This is a genomic window from Nocardia sp. NPDC003999 (genome assembly GCF_053604885.1).
Genome location: NZ_JBSGIB010000002.1, coordinates 104327 through 123191 on the forward strand (window position 1 = coordinate 104327; position 18865 = coordinate 123191).

At 69.3% G+C, this 18865-nt stretch carries 18 protein-coding genes; 10 read left to right on the top strand and 8 right to left on the bottom strand.

The window, feature by feature from the left end; translation table 11 throughout:
- Positions 1–167 precede the first annotated feature (167 nt).
- Positions 168–1358: an aminotransferase class V-fold PLP-dependent enzyme gene (locus ACWESM_RS04645; protein WP_364428914.1), complete on the top strand. Its 1191-nt coding sequence runs from the start codon at positions 168–170 to the stop codon at positions 1356–1358.
- A gap of 21 nt (positions 1359–1379) precedes the next feature.
- Here ACWESM_RS04645 and ACWESM_RS04650 read toward each other — a convergent pair whose 3' ends face one another.
- Entirely contained in the window at positions 1380–1940 is a 561-nt protein-coding gene (locus ACWESM_RS04650) for a TetR/AcrR family transcriptional regulator (RefSeq protein ID WP_355074523.1), read from the bottom strand.
- Positions 1941–2045: 105 nt separating this feature from the next.
- Here ACWESM_RS04650 and ACWESM_RS04655 point away from each other — a divergent pair, with 105 nt between their 5' ends.
- Positions 2046–2717: a lysophospholipid acyltransferase family protein gene (locus ACWESM_RS04655; RefSeq protein WP_356963901.1), complete on the top strand. Its 672-nt coding sequence runs from the start codon at positions 2046–2048 to the stop codon at positions 2715–2717.
- Between the two features lie 99 nt (positions 2718–2816).
- Positions 2817–4469, top strand: a complete 1653-nt coding sequence (locus ACWESM_RS04660) for a fatty acyl-AMP ligase (RefSeq protein WP_355074525.1) — start codon at positions 2817–2819, stop codon at positions 4467–4469.
- Positions 4470–4484: 15 nt separating this feature from the next.
- On the opposite strand, the gene pth is transcribed toward ACWESM_RS04660, so the two are convergent.
- Complete coding sequence (gene pth, locus ACWESM_RS04665) at positions 4485–5099, bottom strand: aminoacyl-tRNA hydrolase (protein ID WP_355074526.1); 615 nt, start codon at positions 5097–5099, stop codon at positions 4485–4487.
- The gene (locus ACWESM_RS04670; protein ID WP_355074528.1) at positions 5065–5667 is read right to left on the bottom strand and encodes a 50S ribosomal protein L25/general stress protein Ctc; all 603 of its coding nucleotides are present in this window, start codon (positions 5665–5667) and stop codon (positions 5065–5067) included. The genes pth and ACWESM_RS04670 overlap by 35 nt, the downstream gene beginning before the upstream one ends.
- A gap of 302 nt (positions 5668–5969) precedes the next feature.
- On the opposite strand from ACWESM_RS04670, the gene ACWESM_RS04675 reads away from it, so the two are divergent.
- Positions 5970–7613 (top strand): peptide chain release factor 3, encoded by a 1644-nt coding sequence (locus tag ACWESM_RS04675; protein ID WP_355074529.1) that lies wholly within the window; start codon positions 5970–5972, stop codon positions 7611–7613.
- Position 7614: 1 nt separating this feature from the next.
- On the opposite strand, the gene ACWESM_RS04680 is transcribed toward ACWESM_RS04675, so the two are convergent.
- Together ACWESM_RS04680 and ACWESM_RS04685 are read right to left on the bottom strand one after the other, a co-directional pair.
- Complete coding sequence (locus ACWESM_RS04680; protein ID WP_355075029.1) at positions 7615–8166, bottom strand: nuclear transport factor 2 family protein; 552 nt, start codon at positions 8164–8166, stop codon at positions 7615–7617.
- A 429-nt stretch (positions 8167–8595) separates the two neighbouring features.
- Entirely contained in the window at positions 8596–9474 is an 879-nt protein-coding gene (locus ACWESM_RS04685) for an Abi-alpha family protein (RefSeq protein ID WP_355074531.1), read from the bottom strand.
- Positions 9475–9715: 241 nt separating this feature from the next.
- Here ACWESM_RS04685 and ACWESM_RS04690 point away from each other — a divergent pair, with 241 nt between their 5' ends.
- Complete coding sequence (locus tag ACWESM_RS04690) at positions 9716–10990, top strand: hypothetical protein (RefSeq protein WP_397278507.1); 1275 nt, start codon at positions 9716–9718, stop codon at positions 10988–10990.
- Positions 10981–11874 carry an Abi-alpha family protein gene (locus ACWESM_RS04695; protein ID WP_355074533.1) on the top strand — a complete coding sequence of 298 codons (894 nt, stop codon included), beginning with the start codon at positions 10981–10983 and terminating at the stop codon, positions 11872–11874. The genes ACWESM_RS04690 and ACWESM_RS04695 overlap by 10 nt, the downstream gene beginning before the upstream one ends.
- Here ACWESM_RS04695 and ACWESM_RS04700 read toward each other — a convergent pair.
- Complete coding sequence (locus tag ACWESM_RS04700) at positions 11871–12464, bottom strand: TetR/AcrR family transcriptional regulator (protein ID WP_364428905.1); 594 nt, start codon at positions 12462–12464, stop codon at positions 11871–11873. The two genes, ACWESM_RS04695 and ACWESM_RS04700, sit on opposite strands and share 4 nt — an antisense overlap.
- Positions 12465–12540: 76 nt before the next feature.
- Here ACWESM_RS04700 and ACWESM_RS04705 point away from each other — a divergent pair, with 76 nt between their 5' ends.
- Entirely contained in the window at positions 12541–13293 is a 753-nt protein-coding gene (locus tag ACWESM_RS04705; protein WP_364428902.1) for an SDR family oxidoreductase, read from the top strand.
- Between the two features lie 133 nt (positions 13294–13426).
- On the top strand, positions 13427–14362 hold the full coding sequence (locus ACWESM_RS04710; protein ID WP_397278512.1) for a 4-(cytidine 5'-diphospho)-2-C-methyl-D-erythritol kinase: 936 nt from the start codon (positions 13427–13429) through the stop codon (positions 14360–14362).
- A gap of 294 nt (positions 14363–14656) precedes the next feature.
- Here the strand turns inward: ACWESM_RS04710 and ACWESM_RS04715 are convergent, their stop codons facing one another.
- Entirely contained in the window at positions 14657–15505 is an 849-nt protein-coding gene (locus tag ACWESM_RS04715; protein WP_397278514.1) for an LLM class flavin-dependent oxidoreductase, read from the bottom strand.
- Between the two features lie 292 nt (positions 15506–15797).
- Between ACWESM_RS04715 and ACWESM_RS04720 the strand changes: the two genes are divergently transcribed.
- Both ACWESM_RS04720 and ACWESM_RS04725 read left to right on the top strand, forming a co-directional pair.
- The gene (locus tag ACWESM_RS04720) at positions 15798–17600 is read left to right on the top strand and encodes an ABC-F family ATP-binding cassette domain-containing protein (RefSeq protein WP_452490972.1); all 1803 of its coding nucleotides are present in this window, start codon (positions 15798–15800) and stop codon (positions 17598–17600) included.
- A gap of 101 nt (positions 17601–17701) precedes the next feature.
- A complete protein-coding gene (locus ACWESM_RS04725; RefSeq protein ID WP_364428892.1) occupies positions 17702–17908 on the top strand; it encodes a heavy-metal-associated domain-containing protein in 207 nt (68 codons plus the stop codon).
- A 68-nt stretch (positions 17909–17976) separates the two neighbouring features.
- On the opposite strand, the gene rsmA is transcribed toward ACWESM_RS04725, so the two are convergent.
- On the bottom strand, positions 17977–18858 hold the full coding sequence (gene rsmA / locus ACWESM_RS04730) for a 16S rRNA (adenine(1518)-N(6)/adenine(1519)-N(6))-dimethyltransferase RsmA (RefSeq protein ID WP_364428889.1): 882 nt from the start codon (positions 18856–18858) through the stop codon (positions 17977–17979).
- Between the last annotated feature and the right edge of the window lie 7 nt (positions 18859–18865).

Below are 18865 nucleotides of genomic sequence, written 5' to 3' on the forward strand. Positions count from 1 at the left end.
CAGTGGGCGTCGGGACGTTGTCCGCTGTTCTTCGGTTATCGCCATTCGGCCCGGTGGTATTCCACTCACGGGCCGAAATTCGCGTGCGGCGATCCATCCAGCGTAGCCATGCGGACCGACAAGAAACCGACATGAAGCCGAACAATCGACCCGATAAGGTCGGCTCCATGCTGGATGACGCTCGCGTACGAGCCGACACTCCCGGATGCGTGTCCGGGCCGGAACCCGGACCCGTTTTCCTCGACAGCGCCGGCTCGTCGCTACCGCCGCGAGTCGTCACCGACACCGTTGTCGCGCATCTGCTGCGGGAAGCGGAGGTCGGAGGTTATCGCGCCGCGAACGAGCGGCTCGACGATCTCGCCGACGTCAAGACCGCGATCGGGGCGTTGATCAACGCCGAACCCGAGAGCATCGCGCTCAGCGACAGCGCCACCCGATCCTGGGCGGACTTCTTCTACTCGGTCCCGCTCGCGGCGGGCGACCGCATCCTGATCTCCGAGGCGGACTACGCCAGCAATGCCATCGCCGCCTTGCAGCGCGCCCGCGCCACGGGCGCCACGGTGGAGCGGATTCCGAGCGACGGCAGCGGGCAGATCGACCTCGACGCGCTCACCGCGCTGGTCGACGAACGGGTCAAGCTGGTTTCGATCCTGCACGCGCCGACCAACGGCGGGTTGGTGAACCCGGCCGCGGAGGCGACCAGGATCGCGCACTCGGTCGGCGCGCTGGTGCTGCTGGACGCCTGTCAGTCCGCCGGGCAGCTGCCTTTGGACGTGGCCGAGCTCGGCGTCGACGCCTTGTCTGCCACCGGACGCAAGTGGCTGCGCGGCCCGCGCGGCACCGGATTCCTGTATCTGCGGCCGGAGTTGGCGCGCTCCATGGAACCAGGCCGGCTCGACCTGCACAGCGCGGAATGGACCGGCCCGCACGACTACCGGCTCGCGCCCGACGCAGGCCGCTTCGAGTTCTGGGAGTGCGACGTCGCGGGCCGCCTCGGCCTGGGCGCCGCCGTGCGATATCTGCTCGAACTGGGCCCGGAGAACGTCTACGCCGCGATCGCGGCCCGCGCCGAGCACCTGCGCAAGGCGCTGCCGGAGATTCCCGGCGTCACCGTGCGCGATCTCGGCATCCGGCACAGCGGCATCGTGTCGTTCACCGTTGACGGCGTCGAGTCCGTCGAGGTGCGCGACCGGCTGCTGGCGCGGGACATCACCGTCACGGTCAGCCACGCGGGCTCGACCCTGCTGGACATGACCGGCCGCGGCCTGGCCTCCGTCGTGCGCGCTTCGCCGCACTGCTTCGTCGGTTTCGACGAGCTCGATCGCTTCGTCGCCGCGGTGGCGCAGCTGCGCGCCTGAGCCGCGAGCGCCACGGAACGGTCAGGCCAGATGCACGGCCAGTGCCCTGGCCACCAGAGCCGCCGCGTCCACTCCGGGGTCGACCAGGCGCAAGCTTCGATTGGCCTGTGCGGTGGCGATGCCGTGCACATTGGTCCACAGAGCGATCGCACGGTGGCGCGGGTCGATCGCGCCCGATTCCGCCGCCGCGCCGACCAGCTCGGCGAACCGCGCGAACAGCGGCAGGCTGACCGACCGCAGATTCTCGCCGGAGCCTTCGAGTAGGTCGTGCCGGAACATCAGGGTGAACATCTCCGGCCGCCGCGCGGCGAATGCGATGTACTCGGCGCTCATCCGGGTGAGACGATCGCGCGCGGCCCCGGCGTCCACCGCGGCGAACCGGTCCGCGAGATCGGCGAAACCGCGCGCCGCGATGGCGGCGAGCAGTGCGCGGTGGGTCGGGAAATACCGCCGCGGCGCACCGTGCGAGACGCCCGCGGCCCGGGTGATGACCCGCAATCCCAGTCCCGCGGCGCCGACCTCTTCGAGCAGATCGACACCGGCGTCGACCAGTCGATCTCGTAGCGACTCGCTCTCGGCCATGCGGACATTGTCTACGCCTGTCGCTGTGTGACCGCACACCGGGTGTAGACACTGTCTACGAGATCGGGTAGACAGTGTCTACGCCCAATGCCCTTGGAGGTCTACGTGTGGTACCCGCTGTTCAAGTACGTCCTACTCGGTCCGCTGCTGCGACTGCTGGGCAGGCCGACGGTCGAAGGACTGGACAACATTCCGCGAACCGGACCGGTGATCATCGCGGCCAATCATCTCGCGGTGATCGACTCCCTCTACCTCGCACTGGTCGTGCCACGGCGCGTGACGTTCCTGGCGAAGCAGGAGTACTTCACCGGAAAAGGCGTGCGCGGCCGGATCAACCGCTGGTTCTACTCGGTCTCCGGACAGGTGCCGGTCGATCGGACCGGCGGTGACGCGGCCGCCGCGGCGCTGGCCGCCGCCACCCGCATCCTGACGGACGGCGGGGTCTGGGCGATCCATCCCGAAGGCACCCGTTCCCCCGACGGCCGGATCTATCGCGGACGCACCGGCACCTTGCGGGTCGCCATGGCCACCGGCGCGCCGGTCGTTCCCGTGACCCTCTCCGGCACCGATCGGGTGAACCCGCGCGGCAGCCGTCTGCTGCGTTTCGGCAAGGTGCGTATCGCGTTCGGCGCCCCGCGTCGCTATCCGCCCGCCGAGCAGCGCCGGACGGTGCGCGCCGCGACCGACGAGTTGATGCGCGAACTGGCCGCCCGCTCCGGCCGGTGCTACGTCGATCGTTACGCCGCAACCTTTCCGACCGCTGTTTCGCGCCCCTGACCTGCGCCCCTGGAAATGGGGTTAACGCTGGGCCACTATGGCGTGATAGTCGGGGGAGGCCGGTTCCCGGCAACGGTTGGTGATGGAGGAGTTGGGACTTTGAGCAGATTCACCGACGAGATGTATGCGACCGCACAGACCTCCGAGCGCGGCCTGGTGACCGGCGAGCCCGGCGCCCCGCTGCGGCGCACGTGGTCGGAGATCCACCGGCTCGCCCGGCGCATGGCGGGCGGGCTGGCCGAAGCCGGTATCGGGCACGGTGACGCGGTCGGCGTGCTCGCGGGCATGCCGGTCGACATCGCCCCGGCCTGCCAGGCCATCTGGATGCGCGGCGCGTCGATCACCATGCTGCACCAGCCGACTCCGCGCACCGATCTGGTGGTCTGGGCGCGCGACACCGAAACCGTGCTGACCATGATCCGGGCCCGCGCGGTCGTGCTCGGCGCGCCGTTCGAGGCGGCCGAGCCGCTGTTGCGCGAACGCGGCATCACCGTCGTGCGCATCGACCAGCTGCCCGGCGGCCCCGACATCGATCCGGTGCCCACCGCCGAGGGCGATATCGCGTTGCAGCAGTTGACTTCCGGCTCGACCGGCTCGCCCAAGGCGGTGCGGATCACGCACGAGAATTTCTTCGTCAACGCCTACGCCATGTTCGACCGGGTGAAATTCCAGCTCGCCGACGATGTGATGGTCAGCTGGCTGCCGCTGTTCCACGACATGGGCATGGTCGGATTCCTCAGTGTCCCCATGCAATTCGGCGCCGAAGTGGTGTGCGTGACGCCGCTGGACTTCCTCACCAAGCCGCTGCTGTGGGCCGAGCTGATCAGCAAGTACCGTGGAACTGTCACCGCCGCACCGAATTTCGCCTATTCGCTGCTCGCCCGGCGGCTGCGGCAGGCCGACGAAGGCGCGTTCGACCTCAGCAGCGTGCGGTACATGTGGAACGGGGCCGAACCGGTGGACCCGGACACCATGGAGGCGCTGGCCGCGGCCGGAAAACGCTTCGGCCTCAACCCGATGGCGCTCACCCCGGTCTACGGCATGGCCGAGACCACGCTCGCCGTGTCGATCCCCGACCCCGGGCACGGACAGGTGCTCGACGTGATCGACGCCGACCTGCTCGAGGCGATCGGCAAGGCGGTGCCCGTGCCGGTGGAGCACGGCCAACCGGCCAACATCCGGCGATTGCCCACCCTCGGCTATCTGGTCGACAACCTGGAGGGCCGGATCGTCGACAGCGAACGTCAACCGTTGCCCGCCCGCTCGGTGGGCGTGATCGAATTGCGCGGTCCCGCGGTCACTTCCGGCTATGTGACGGTGGACGGATTCCAATCGGCCCGGGACGACGAGGGCTGGCTGGACACCGGCGACATCGGCTACTTCACCGACGAGGGACTGATCGTGGTGTGCGGCCGGATCAAAGACGTCATCATCATGGGCGGCCGCAACATCTACCCCACCGACATCGAGCGCGCGGCGGCCAGGGTGGCAGGCGTCCGGCCGGGCAACGCGGTGGCGGTGCGCCTGGACGCGGGCCAGAAGCGGGAGAGTTTCGCCGTGGTGGTGGAGAGCGGCAGCCACCAGGATCCCGACGAGGTCAAGCGCATCGAGCGCGAGATCGTGCACTCGGTGTTCGCGGAGGTCGGCGCGCGGCCACGCACCGTCACCGTGCTCGGTCCCGGCGCACTACCGAAGACGTCTTCCGGCAAACTGCGCAGGGCCGCTACCGCGATGCATCTGCCGCGCGGGTGATCGGCCGAGTGCCGCTCAGTGCAATTGGTTCTGCGCGGTCTCCAGCCCGACGCGCAGCAGCAGTTCCACCGCGTCGGCGGCCTGCTCGATGATCACCGGGACCTCTTTGCGCTCCGGCGTGGAGAACGGCTTCAACACGTAATCGGCCGGGTCCTGGCGGCCCGGCGGACGGCCGATGCCGATGCGGGTGCGCAAGTAGTCCTTGGTGGTCAGGGCGCTGGAGACGGAACGAAGACCGTTGTGCCCGCCCTCACCGCCGCCGCGCTTGAGCCGGATGGAGCCGAACGGCAGGTCGAGTTCGTCGTGCACGACGATCACCTCGGTCGGCGGCACGGAGAAGAATTTCGCCAGCGCGGCCACCGGCCTGCCGGACAGGTTCATGAACGAACGCGGCTTGGCGATCAGCACCTGACGCCCGTCCAGCCGCGCCTGCAGCAGGTCGGCGCCGGATTTCTTGTGCACACCGAAACGGCCGCCGACGCGCTCGGCGAGCACGTCGGCGACCAGGAAACCGACATTGTGCCGGGTGCGCTCGTATTCGGGACCTGGGTTGCCCAGTCCGACGACGAGCGCGGGCCCGGCGGACGATTCGGTACTACTCAGCGCTCTCGCCCTCGGCCTCGCCCGCACCCTCGCCCTCGACGGGCTCGGCGGCCGGGGCGGCGATGACGTTGACGATCAGGGTCTCGGCATCGGCGGCCAGGTCGACGCCCTCGGGCAGCTGCAGCTCGCCCGCGGTGATCTGGGTGCCGGCCTCGACGCCCTCGACGGAGACCTCGATGGCCTCGGGCAGCTTCAGCGCGTCGGCCTCGACGGAGACGGTGGTGGCTTCCTGGGTGACCAGGGTGCCGGGGGCGGCGTCGCCGGTGACGGTGACGTTCACGTCGGCGGTGACCTTCTCGCCGCGCTTGATGATCAGCAGGTCGGCGTGCTCGATGTAGCGGCGGATCGGGTGCACCACGACGGACTTGGTCAGCGCGAGCTGCTTCTTGCCGTCGATGACGAGGTTCAGCACCGCGTTGGTGCCGTGCTCACGCAGGATGGCGGCGAAGGCCTGGGCGTTCACCGACAGATGCTGCGGGTCGGCCTGGTGGCCGTACAGCACGGCCGGGACGTTGCCCGCACGACGGGTACGGCGCGCTGCGCCCTTACCGAACTCGGTGCGTACGGATGCTTCGAGAAGGTTGACGTCGGACATGACTGGATCTACTCCTACGGCTCTTCCGGGCTGTCAGTTACACGTCAGGGGTGCTGCACACCTGACGGATGGTCTATTCGTCGGGGCGAAGACCGAACAGGGACGGCCGGAAGCCGCGCCGCGTCGATCACGGTGTCGCAAAACTGGTCTGCGGTCACCCTCGCCGAGACAACCCGAACACCATACCCCAGCGCAGAGGCGCTCTTTGAATCGGGTGGTCACCGGCGGTTCGGCCCGCGCTCGAGCGAGTCGCGTACGCTGGCGGGGTTGCCGATCGGTCGTCTGCGAAAGGTTGTCTTGCGTTGAGCGCCTCCCCTGAGGGTGTTGTCGCGCCCGCACCCCGTGGGTTATCCGCCGAGGTAGCCCGCCGGCGCACGTTCGCGGTGATCTCCCATCCCGACGCGGGCAAGTCCACGCTCACCGAGGCGCTGGCCCTGCACGCCAGGATGATCTCCGAGGCGGGCGCGATCCACGGCAAGGCCGGGCGCAAGTCGACCGTCTCGGACTGGATGGAGATGGAGAAGGCGCGCGGCATCTCGGTCAGCTCGACCGCGCTGCAGTTCAACTACCGGGCCAAGGGCTCCGATGTGGACAGCGTCATCAACCTGGTCGACACCCCCGGCCACTCCGATTTCTCCGAAGACACCTACCGGGTGCTCACCGCCGTCGACGCCGCGGTGATGCTGATCGACGCGGCCAAGGGCTTGGAGCCGCAGACGCTGAAACTGTTCCAGGTCTGCCGCCACCGTGGCATCCCGGTGATCACCGTGATCAACAAGTGGGACCGGCCAGGGCGGGCGCCGCTGGAACTGCTCGACGAGATCAACGAGCGGATCGGACTCACCCCCACCCCGCTGTTCCTTCCGGTCGGCATCGCGGGGGACTTCCGCGGCCTGCTGCGCCGCGGCCCGGACGGCGTCCCGCTCGAATACATCCACTTCACGCGCACGGCGGGCGGCGCGACCATCGCGCCCGAGGAGTCGATCACCCCGGAGGCCGCGGAGGCGCGCGAAGGCGAGCCGTGGAGCACCGCCGCGGAGGAGAGCGAACTGCTCTCGGCCACCGGCCAGGACCACGACCAGGAGCTGTTCCTCGCCGGGCAGACCTCGCCGGTCATCTACGCCTCGGCGATGTTGAACTTCGGCGTGCGGCAACTGCTGGAGACCTTGGTCGCGCTCGCGCCTGCGCCCGGTTCGCGTCGTGACGTCGACGGCAAGCCGCGCGAGACCGGCGACCCGTTCAGCGCGGTGGTGTTCAAGGTGCAGGCGGGCATGGACGCCGCCCACCGCGATCGCCTCGCGTTCATGCGGATCGTGTCCGGCGAATTCGAACGCGGCATGGTGGTCACCCACGCGCAGACCGGTCGGCCGTTCGCCACCAAGTACGCGCTGACCGTGTTCGGCCGCGAGCGCGCCACCGTCGACACCGCGTACCCGGGTGACGTCGTCGGCCTGGTCAACGCGACGGCGCTGGCACCGGGGCACACGCTGTTCGTGGACAAGAAGGTGGAGTTCCCGCCGATCCCCTCGTTCGCACCGGAACATTTCGCGGTGCTGCGGGCGCGCAGCGCGGGCAAATACAAGCAGTTCCGCAAGGCCGTGGACCAGCTCGATTCCGAGGGCGTCGTGCAGGTGCTGCGCAACGACATCCGCGGCGACGCGTCTCCCGTGCTGGCCGCGGTCGGCCCGATGCAGTTCGAAGTGGTGACCGCGCGCATGCTCGCGGAGTTCAACGTCGAGACCACGATGGAACACCTCGCATACACGCTGGCCCGGCGCACCGACGCCGCGTCGGCGGACGAACTCGGGCGGCAGCGCGGGGTGGAGGTGTTCACCCGCTCAGACGGTGCGCTGCTCGCGTTGTTCAGCGACAAGTGGCGGCTGCAATACATCGAGAAGGAGCACCCGGCGCTCACCCTGGAGCCCCTGGTCGCTACGGCCGACTGAGTCAGCCGGCCTCGGACTCCGGCCGCAGCGGCGCGGCGCCGGGGTCGCGTTCGATCGATGAGATGCCGTCCTCCTTGGCGATCAGGCCCCAGCGGCTGGAGGTCAGGCGCAGGCTGGGCAGGTCGCTGAGGGAGAGCACCACTTCGTAGGTGCGTTCGTAGCCGGTGTGCGAGATCCGCCACCGCCCGTCGTCGCAGCGCACGTAGCGGTCGGTGTAGAAGGCCGCGCCGCGCAGCAGCATGTTGTGGCCCGGAATGAGCACCGTGTCGGCGAGGTACCAGGTGCCGGTGGCGGTGTCGCCTTCGACATCGATCTCGGGGTGGTCACAGCGGTGTTCGGTGATCACGTGCGGCCCGAGCGTGTTGCGCATGAACGCGATGAAAGCCTCGCGCGATTCGAACTGGAGATATTCGCTGTAGGTCGCGGTCGCCTCGGGGATCATGGTGTCGGCAAAATCATCCCACGACTTGGTGTCGAGAGTACGCAGGTACCGGTATTTCAACCGCGAGATCGCCGACACGTCGTCCGGCTCCCGCTCCTCGCCGCGAGTCAGGCGTGGGTCGTCGCGCACCCGCCCGAAGTCGATCGGCCCCGCGTCGAAGGGCAGCCGCTCGTCGGCGCGCAGGTCGCCGGGATCTCGTTCGCCGGTGCTCGCCGCCCGCTGACCACGGCTCGGCGCGGGACCGGCCGTGCCGATATCTCGCTCCTCGGGCTCCGGTCCGCTCGAATCTATGTCCACCCCGCCGCGCTCCTGCCGGCCCGGGGGAAAACCCGGGTCGTCGCGCTGCTGATTACCGGGACCCTTGCCCCGGTCGTTACGCGTTTGCCCAGCGATGCCCAAACCTGGGTCGCCGCGCCCCTGCCCGCCGGTTCGCTGATCCATACCCTCAACAATCCCATCCCGAGTGCCGGATTGGGAGAGTTGTATCAGATTGCTATCGCGACGAGAGAGAACATTCCGACGAAGATCAACTTCGGGGTGTCAGCTTCCGATCGTGAAGCAGGTGCGGCAGAAGTCCTCACCGAACTCGGTCAGCCGGAGACTCTTGCGGACGATCTTCGGCGCCCGGCCCGCCTTCTTCAGCGCCGCCTCCACCACGGGCTGCACCTCCAGCACCATGTAGCGGCTCAGGACCACCGGATCGTCCGAGGTCAGCGTCAGCCCGAGGCGGTTGAGGTTGATCAGGTAGGACCGCGACCGGTCCGGGTAGCGCACCCCGGCCTGCTCAGGCACCGAGGTGAGGTCGCCCTGCACCAGTTCCGAGCCGATCCCCAGCGGACGGTTGGTGCGCACGTCGACCGACGGCTGCGGGCCGTTGAGCGCCATGAAGCGCAGGATGCGCGCCTCGTCGGGAGCGAGTTCGTCGAGGATGCGGTCGTAGGCCGGGTGCACGTCCTCGGTGAAGTAGACGTCGGCGGACCTGGCCAGCAGCGCGTCGCCGCGGCGGCGCAACTCCTCCGTGCTCGCCGAGCGCAGGTACGGCCCGACGGCCAGCGCTTGCTGCGAGGTGGGACCGTTGGAGGTCGGGACATAGCTGACGATCTCCCGGACCGACCCCTCGGTGACGCCGAGCGCGCTGCGAGCGATGGAGCGCAACGCGTTTCCGGTCCGCTCGGCGATCTCGGCCGAGGACTCCCCGTCCAGCGCGGCCTGGGTGATCTCCCTGGTGACCTCGTAGGTCGTGCCGACCGCCCATTGGCTTCCGCGCACGACGGTGCCCGCGGCCACTCCGGCCGCGCGGAACACACCGCGGATCAGCCGTGCCTCATTGCTGATCTGCCGCTGTTCGACATCCGAACTGCGCTCGACGGCGCGAGGACCTGGCCTTACCACGTCCTGTCCGGTCCTGTCGTCTGCCACGTTTTCTCCGATATCGCCGGGGGGAACGAATCCGTCCCACAGATTACTTCCCCTTGTGTCGCGGGGCATTCGCACCGCCTGACTCGGACAGTGCGACCGGCGCGCGGCGCGCAATAAGGTTTCTTCGCCGAGGGGGTGCTAGTTTTGGTTGCCGGTGAGGCGGCGATCACCGGTGTATCGGCAGGAGGGTGTCGTGTTAGAGAGCGTTTTCGGAATCCACCCGACGATCCTCCTCGAGCTCGTGACCATACCGCTTTTCACCGGCGTGATCGGCTACATCACCAACTGGACCGGCGTGCTCATGCTGTTCAAGCCGGTCGCCTTCCACGGCATCCGAGTTCCCGGCCTGCGCGCGCTGTATCCGTTCCTTCCCAAGCGAATTCAAGTTCTCCCGCTACTGAGCTACGACGGCCGGTTCGGCTGGCAGGGCATCGTCCCGTCGCGCGCGGACAAGATGGCCAGCATCGCGGTCGACAAGGGCCTGGCCAAACTCGGCAGCGTCGCGGACTTCTATCGGGAGCTCGAGCCGGACAAGCTGGCCGAGCACCTCGCGAGCATCGCCGACGCGCAGATCAAGGACATCGTCGAGGACATCCTGCGCCGCGAGCATCCGCAGCTCTGGTACAACCTGCCCGCCCAGGTGCGCGACATGGTGCACGCCAGGGTGCGCCAGCAACTGCCGGAGATTCTGCGCGAGCTGACCGAGGAATTGGGCGCGAATATCGATCAGCTGCTCGATGTGAAGCAGATGGTGATCCGCTACTTCCAGGCCCGGCCGCATCTGCTCAACACGCTGTTCCAGGTGCTCGGCGCGAAGGAACTGCGTTTCATGCAGAACTTCGGTTTCTACTTCGGCGCGCCGATGGGTGTGCTGCTGGTCGCCATCCTGCATCTGACCGGTTGGTCCAGCCTGGTCGTGCTGCCGATCGGCGGCGTGATCATCGGCTGGGTGGTCAACTGGATCGGCATCAATATGATCTTCGCGCCCGCGTATCCGAAGTGGTGGGTCCCGTGGCGGCAGGGCCTGCTGATCAAACGCAAGTCCGAAATCACCGACGGATACGCGGAATTGGTTTCCAGCCAGGTGATCACGGTGGCGAATATCGGCGACGAGTTGCTCAACGGCCCCCGATCGGACCGCACCATGCAGATGCTGGAGGACACGCTGCGCCCGGCCGCCGACCGCGCGCTCGGTCCCGCGCGTCCCGCGGTCAAGTTCGTGCTCGGCAGCCGCGAATACGACTCGCTGCAATCGACGTTCACCAGCGAAGCCATGGCCATCGCGCCGATCGCGTTCGCCGACCCGGAATTCAACGTCCGCCAGGGCAGGCAGATCAACGAATACATCGCGAGGCAGATGGCGATGTTGTCGCCGCCGGACTTCGTCGACATGCTGCGCGCGGCCATCAAGCAGGATGAATGGCTCCTTTTCGTCCATGGCGGCGTGTTGGGGCTGTTCGCCGGATACGCTCATATCCTGATCTTCGGAACGGGAGTGGCGACATCATGGCTGTAGCGGGTCCGGACGACGGCGATATCCAGGCCGTCGAGCACCTCGACGCGACGGCGGCGAATGCCGAGCCATCGCAGGAGATCGCCCGGCGGCCGGCTTCGGACATCGCGCACACCGACGAATTACCCAGACGGGTAACGGTTCCCCTCGCCACCGTGCGTGCGGCGACAGGCGTCGCGCGGGTCGCGTGGACCGCGGTCACCGGGGTGACGTCCTGGAGCGTCGGCACCGCGGTCGGCGTCACCTCGACCGTCGTACGGCGCAGCATCGAGGGAGCGCCGCCGCGAGAAGTGCTGGCCGAGGCGGAGTCCGAGGTCCGTGACGCGATGCGCAAGGCGCTCGGGATGCCCGCCGCCACGGAACCGTCCACGCAGGAAGCGGTGCCGACGCTGCGTGAGCAGGGAGCCGCGCTGTTGCGGTTGTCGGCCAGCCCGCACGGCGAGGACGACAACCATCCGGCCTTCGCGGGCATGCTCGCCGAGTTGACCCCGGACGAAGCGCGCATCCTGCGCTTCCTGCATCTGGACGGGCCACAGCCCTCGATCGACATCCGCACCGGCCGCCCGCGCGCGCTCGGCTCCGAACGCCTGGGCTCGATGCTCACGCTGATCGGCGAGCACGCGGGCCTGCGCTTTCCGAACCGGATCCAGCAGTACCTGACCAACCTGCGCAGGCTCGGTTTGATCGAGCACGCGCGCGAGCCGGTCGGCAATCCGAACCGGTACCAGCTGCTGGAGGCGCAGTCACCGGTGCGGGAGATGCTGAAGCGCTCCGGCTTCGGCACCAAGGTGATCTACCGCAGCGTGGTGCTCACCGACTTCGGCGCGGACTTCGTGCGCACCTGCCTGCCGGTGGTCGTGCAGGACGGACGCGCCTCGGGCCACTAGGGCCCCCAGCCGCGCAGCGCCATCTCGGCCACCCGCTCCAATTCGGCCCGGCCTGCTCCGTCGCGCGCCGCCTGGGACATGCCCTGCATCACCGTGCCGACGTAGCGGGCCAGCGTGCGCGCGTCGAGGTGGCTCGGCAGGACGCCCGCGTCGATGTCGGCCTGGATGCGCGCGGCGAACGTGTCGATGTTCCGATTGCGCATATCGCGCAGGAGATCGGCGATCTCGGCGCTGGTGGTGTTGACGCCCGCGCTGATCACCAGACAGCCGTGCGGGCATTCCGGCCGGGTATATTCCGTCGCCGCCTCGCGCAGAATCCGCCGTACCGCCGCCTCCGCGGTGTCCTCCTCGGCCAGCGCCCTCGCGACGAATCCGCCGTAGCGGTCGCCGAATTTCGCGACGACCTCGCCGAACAACGTCTTCTTGTCCCCAAACGCCGCGTACAGGCTGGGTGCGCCGATGCCAATGGCCGCGGTCAGGTCCCCGATCGAGGTGGCCTCGTACCCCCGGGCCCAGAACAGCCGCATGGCCTTGTCCAGCGCCGCGTCCCGATCGAAGGATCGCGGCCGCCCTCGGGTCGTCGTGCTCATGGCGCAATTTTATAGCGATCACTAGAGAATGTGCTACCTTTCTTTCTGTAGCGGTCGCTAGAGAAAGGGGCGCGCCATGGGCGCACTGACGGGCAAGACGGCACTGGTCACCGGGAGCAGCCGGGGCATCGGGCGATCGATCGCCGAACGACTGGCGCGTGACGGCGCACGCGTCGCGGTCCACTACAACCGCGACGAACAGGCGGCGAAGGCGACCGTGGCCGCGATCGAGGCTTCGGGCGGCGCGGCGTTCGCGATCCGCGCCGAACTGGGCGTGCCAGGCGACGCCGAGACGCTGTGGGCGGCCTTCGACGCGCACGCCGACGGGCTGGACATCCTGGTGAACAACGCGGGCACCGACGGGATCAGGGAGCCGATCGCCGGAACCGACGAGGCGGCGTTCGACCGGGTCTTCGCGATCAACGCCAAGGCTCCCTTCTTCATCACCCGCCTCGGCTTGGACCGGTTGCGCACAGGCGGGCGGATCGTCAACATCTCCACCGGACTGACCCACGGCGCGTACATGCCGCAACTGATCGCCTACACCATGACCAAGGCCGCGCTCGACAGTTTCACCAGCGTGCTCGCGAAGGAGGTCGGCGCGCGCGGCATCACCGTGAACGCGGTCGGGCCGGGGATCATCGACACCGACATGAACGCGAACTGGCTGCGCAACGCCGAAGCCCAGGCGTCGGTGGCGACGATGTCCCCGCTCCACCGCGTGGCGCAGGCCGACGACGTCGCCGACGTCGTCGGGTTCCTCGCCTCCGACGACGCCCGGTGGGTGACCGGGCAGTGGATCGATGCCACCGGCGGCGCGCTGCTGTAAGCGCCTTTCTCGCGCGCGAGCTGCGGACCCGCATGGCCCGGCCGCTCCCATCAGGCGTACCTCCGCCTTCGCTGCGGCCATGCGCAGGCTGAGGACGGACTCCGCCCGACTGCACCTATTAGGCTTTAGCACCGTGCTGTCAGTTGTGCCGAGTCCCGTCACCGTGCGGGCGCCGTCGAAGGTGAACCTCCATCTCGGAGTGGGCGACCTGCGGGCCGATGGCTACCACGACCTGACCACGGTGTTCCAAGCACTGTCCCTCAGCGACGATCTGGAGATCGCGCCGTCGGCTTCGCTGGCCGTCCGGGTCACGGGTGAGGGCGCCGCGGAGGTGCCGACCGACCGGACGAATCTGGTATGGAAAGCCGCCGTCCGGCTGGCGCACCTCGGCGGCCGCGCTCCCCTGGTGGAAATCGCCATCGCCAAAGGCATTCCGGTGGCAGGGGGCATGGCGGGCGGCAGCGCCGACGCCGCCGCCGCGCTGGTCGGGCTGAACGAACTGTGGGACCTGGGACTGTCCAGGGAGGAACTCACCGCGGTGGCGGCCGAACTCGGCAGCGACGTGCCGTTCGCCCTGCACGGCGGCACCGCGCTGGGCACCGGCCGCGGCGAGCGCCTGTTGCCGGTGCTGTCCCGCAATACATTTCACTGGGTGCTCGCGTTCGCCAAAGGCGGCTTGTCCACTCCCGCGGTGTTCGCCGAACTCGACCGGTTGCGCGAGCACGGCGAACCGCCCCGGCTCGGCGAGCCGCAGCAACTGATGCAGGCGTTGGCCTCCGGCGATGCGCGGCAGCTCGCACCCCTGCTCGGCAACGATCTCCAGGCGGCGGCGGTGTCGCTGAAGCCGGAACTGCGCCGTACGTTGCGCGCGGGCATCACCGCGGGCGCGCTGGCCGGATTGGTCTCCGGTTCCGGGCCCACCTGCGCGTTCCTCTGCGAGAGCGAGGAGTCGGCGATCTCGGTGGCCGCCGAACTCGCGGGCGCGGGCGTCTGCCGCAGCGTGCGGACCGCCAGCGGACCCGTGCCGGGCGCGCGCGTCCTCAGCGGCGACGCACCCGGTAAGCACTGACCGCCATTGGCCGCGACCGGACGCGGCGGCTTGCGGCCGACGCCGCAAGCCGCCGAGCGGGCACTTCAGGCACGGTTCCTGCCGAACCGTCCGTAGCTCCGGCGGGGTGTCCACTGCGAGGTGGTGATGCCGACGACACTGCGGCGAGCACGAAACCCTATGTGGCCTGCCGTACGTGCGGGAACGCTCAGCATGACGGCCCTGCGCGCGACCGTTGCGGTACGCAGGTCGGCGAGCCGATCAAGCGGGAACGCTCGGCATCGCCGCATCCGTGTGACCGATGCGCGGCCTCGCTCAGGGCAGCAGGTCGGCGAGCCGATCGACCTGATCGGCGTCGCGGCCGTAGCAGTAGAACATCACCTCGTCCGCGCCGAGATCGCCGAATTGCGCCATGGCGGTGCGGATCCGCGCGGGCGTGGTGAGCATGCCTTCGAGCATGCCTTCGGCGCGGCCGGTGAACGCGTAGTAGGCGCCCATCGACGCGCGTGCGTCTTCGATGACGTCGTCCGGACCGAGGGCGACGTTGACCTGGGCGACGATCCGCGGCGCGCCCGGTCGGCCGTGGTCGGTCCAGGAACGGCGCACGGTGTCGAACAGCCCGCCCGCCCACGACGGCGGTGCGGCGGCGAGAAAGCCACCGCCCCAACGGCCGACGCGCTCGAGTGCGGCGGGCTGGAAGCCGCCGAACAGGATCTCGGGCCCTTCCGGGCGCAGTGGCGCGGGGCCGATCGGCCCGCACTCGTCGCCGTAGGGCTCACCGGCCCACAGGCGGCGCATGAGCGCGACTTGCTCGTCGAGGCGGCGGCCCCGGGTGCGCAGGTCGGTGCCCGAGGCGAGGTGGTCGTCGGCGCGGCCGCCGACGCCGAGGCCGAGCACCAGCCGCCCGCCGGACATCCGGTCCAGCGTGGCGGCCTGTTTGGCGAGCAGCACCGGGTCGCGCAACGGCGCGAGCAGTACTTCGGTTTGCACTCGGACGCGGCTGGTCGCGCCGGCGATCGTGGCCAGCGCGATCAGCGGTTCGGGATTGTCGTAGACCAGCCGGTCGAGCAGGCCGAGCGTGCGGAACGGGCCCGCGTCGGCGCGCCGAGCCCAGTCGAGCAACGCGGCGGGATCGGAGATGGGCAGGCCGAGGCCGACGTGCATGAGAATCCTCCAGAGAGCATGCGGAATGGGAATAGTGCCGCCCGCCGACGCCTTCGGATAGGAGGCGGGCGTCCCACTCTGCGGCTGTACTTCTGGGGAGCGCCGATTCGGTTGCATGAGGACGAACAGCGTTCGTTCGCGATCAATCTAAACGAACATTGTTCGTACCGCAAGCTCCCCGCCGTTCGCCGGGACGACAGGCGGTCCGCCCACATCGGTACGCTGGCCCGGGGCCCCAGGGCCGCGACAGGTAGGTCTCATCGGACCGCCCCCGCAAGACACGGAAGGATCCATGTCCAACCTGATCAATCTCGAACAGGTCCACAAGAGCTTCGGGATCAAGCCGCTGCTGGACAACGTCTCGCTCGGCGTGCACGCGGGCGAACGGATCGGAGTCGTCGGCCTCAACGGCGGCGGCAAGACCACCCTGCTCGAGGTGCTCACCGGCATCGAGGAACCCGACAGCGGCCGGGTCAGCAGACTCGGCGGCCTGCGCATGGCTGTGGTGACGCAGCGCGGTGTGCTGCCCGCGGGCGCGACGGTCGGATCGGTGGTGCTGGCCGGGCTGGCCGACGACGCCATGACCGACGAGGTCGCCGAACACGAATGGGCCGCCGACCCGCGCATCCGCTCGGTGATGGACGGCATCGGCATCGCCGGCCTCGGCATGGACACCCTGGTGGACAACCTCTCCGGCGGCGAGCGCCGCCGGGTCGCGCTCGCCGCCGCGCTGGTGCGCGAACTCGACCTGCTCGTGCTCGACGAGCCGACCAACCACCTGGATGTCGAGGGTGTGCAGTGGCTGGCCGCGCACCTGCTCGGCCGCCGCAGCGCGCTGGTCGTGGTGACCCACGATCGCTGGTTCCTCGACACCGTCGCCACCAACACCTGGGAAGTGGTCGGCGGCAAGGTCGAAAGCTACGAGGGCGGTTACGGCGACTGGATCTTCGCCCGCGCCGAGCGCGCCCGCCAGGCCGATGCCTCCGAGGCCCGGCGGCGCAATCTGGCCCGCAAGGAACTGGCGTGGCTGCGGCGCGGCCCGCAGGCGCGCACGTCCAAGCCGCGCTACCGGGTCGAGGCCGCCGAAGCCCTGATCGCCGACGTGCCGCCGCCGCGCGACAGCGTCTCGCTGGCCGCCTTCGCGCGCAAACGCCTCGGCCGCGTGGTCGTCGAGCTGGAGGACGTCACGCTCACCACGCCGGACGACCGGGAATTGGTGCGCGACCTGACCTGGCGGCTGGCGCCGGGCGAGCGCGTCGGCCTGGTCGGCGTCAACGGCTCGGGCAAGACGACGCTGCTGCGCGCCCTTGCGGGCGACACCGACGCGACCTTGGCCGCGGGCAAGCGCATCCAAGGCCAGACCGTCCAGATCGGCTGGCTGCGCCAGGAACTCGACGACCTGCCCACCGACCTACGCGTGCTGGAGGCGGTGCAGCAGGTGGCGCAGCGAATCATGCTGGGCGACAAGGAGATCTCGGCGGGACAGCTGGCCGAGCGACTCGGTTTCACCCCCGCCCGCCAGCGCACGCCGGTCGGCGACCTGTCCGGCGGCGAGCGGCGACGCCTGCAGCTGACCCGCATCCTCATGTCCGAACCGAACGTGCTGCTGCTCGACGAGCCGACCAACGACCTGGACATCGACACCCTGCAACAGCTGGAGGACCTGCTCGACAACTGGGCCGGCACGCTGGTCGTGATCAGCCACGACCGGTACCTCATCGAACGGATCTGCGACTCGACCTGGGCGTTGTTCGGCGACGGAAAGCTCACCAACCTTCCGGGCGGCATCGAGGAGTACCTGACCAAGCGCGCGGCCCTCGCGGCGGACCAGACCCGCACCGCCGCACCCGATGCCAAGCCCGCCGACGCCCCGGCCACCGATTCCGCGGCCTACCGCGCGGCCCGCAAGGAGCTGACCCGGTTGGAACGCGCCATCGACAAGCTGTCCGAGCGCGAGCAGCGCTTGCACGTCGCGCTGGCCGACGCCGCCACCGACCCGGACAAGCTGGTCAACCTGGGCGCGGAGCTCAAGCAGGTGCTCGCGGAGAAGGAAACGGCCGAAGAGCGCTGGATGGAACTGGCCGAAGGCGTGTGAGGCCCGGCCGCCTCTTGCGGACATATACCCGGAGGGGGTATCTTTCTGATGTCGGGGTACCCCCCGCCCGTATGAATGATATGGATGCGAAGGAGTCGGACATGCCCACCACCACCTACACCGTCACCGGGATGACCTGCGGGCACTGCGTCAGCTCCGTCAAGACCGAGATCGGCAAGATCGACGGCGTGACCGGCGTCGATGTGGATCTCGCCAGCGGCGCCGTCCGCGTCGACAGCACCGCGCAGATCGCCGACGCCGACATTGTCGCCGCCGTGGACGAAGCAGGCTACGAAGTCGCCGTCTGACCGGTCGCCACCAGTGGTTCCGCGCACCGGCCGACGCCGGTAGCGGAGCCACTGTTCTGTGCGACGCGCTACGCCTGGGCCGCCAGCCGGACGAAGGCGGCGGTGTCGAGGGTTTCGCCGCGAGCGGTGGGAGCGATGCCCGCGGCGAGCAGACGGCGCTCGGCTTCGGCAGGCGAACCGGCCCAGGCGGCGAGGGCGGCGCGCAGCGTTTTGCGCCGCTGCGCGAATGCGGCGTCGACGACTTCGAAGACGCGGCGGCGGTGCTCGTCGTCCATCGGCCACGGCGGCTCGGCGAAGCGGTCGATCCGGACCAGGCCCGACTCGACCCGCGGCACCGGCCAGAACACTTGCGTGCCCACCGCCCCCGCACGCCGGACGGTCCCGAAGAAGCCCGCTTTCACGCTGGGCACGCCATAGATGCGGCCGCCGGGCTCGGCGGCCAAGCGATCGGCCACCTCGGCCTGCACCATCACCAGAGCGACCGCGATGCCGGGCAGTTCGGCGAGCAGATGCAACAGCACCGGGACGGCCACGTTGTACGGGAGATTGGCTACCAGCGCGGTCGGCGCGGCGGGCAGGTCCGCCGCGGTGACGCGCAGCGCGTCCGCCTCCACCACCGACAGGCGCTCCGCGAGTTCCGGAGCCCGGTCCGCGACGGTCACCGGAAGATGGCGCGCCAGCACGGGATCGATTTCGACGGCGACCACCGAGTCCACCACGTCCAGCAGTGCGAGGGTCAGCGAACCGAGACCGGGCCCGACCTCGAGCACCACGTCCCCGCGCCCCACCCCGGCGGCCGCGACGATCCGCCGCACCGTGTTCGCGTCGTGCACGAAGTTCTGCCCGAGCTGCTTGGTCGGCCGGACCCCGAACCGCTCGGCGAGCACCCGCACTTCGGCGGGCCCGAGCAGCGCCGCACTCCCGCGGGCGGAAATATCAGGTTCGGACACCTCGAGA

Bases quoted from the DNA above. Each gene is read 5' to 3' on its own strand.
- ACWESM_RS04670 (WP_355074528.1), bottom strand. From the start codon at position 5,667: ATGTCCGACGTCAACCTTCTCGAAGCATCCGTACGCACCGAGTTCGGT.
- ACWESM_RS04705 (WP_364428902.1), top strand. From the start codon at position 12,541: ATGGGCGCACTGACGGGCAAGACGGCACTGGTCACCGGGAGCAGCCGG.
- ACWESM_RS04725 (WP_364428892.1), top strand. From the start codon at position 17,702: ATGCCCACCACCACCTACACCGTCACCGGGATGACCTGCGGGCACTGC.
- ACWESM_RS04700 (WP_364428905.1), bottom strand. From the start codon at position 12,464: ATGAGCACGACGACCCGAGGGCGGCCGCGATCCTTCGATCGGGACGCG.
- ACWESM_RS04650 (WP_355074523.1), bottom strand. From the start codon at position 1,940: ATGGCCGAGAGCGAGTCGCTACGAGATCGACTGGTCGACGCCGGTGTC.
- ACWESM_RS04720 (WP_452490972.1), top strand. From the start codon at position 15,798: ATGTCCAACCTGATCAATCTCGAACAGGTCCACAAGAGCTTCGGGATC.
- ACWESM_RS04695 (WP_355074533.1), top strand. From the start codon at position 10,981: ATGGCTGTAGCGGGTCCGGACGACGGCGATATCCAGGCCGTCGAGCAC.
- ACWESM_RS04645 (WP_364428914.1), top strand. From the start codon at position 168: ATGCTGGATGACGCTCGCGTACGAGCCGACACTCCCGGATGCGTGTCC.
- ACWESM_RS04715 (WP_397278514.1), bottom strand. From the start codon at position 15,505: ATGCACGTCGGCCTCGGCCTGCCCATCTCCGATCCCGCCGCGTTGCTC.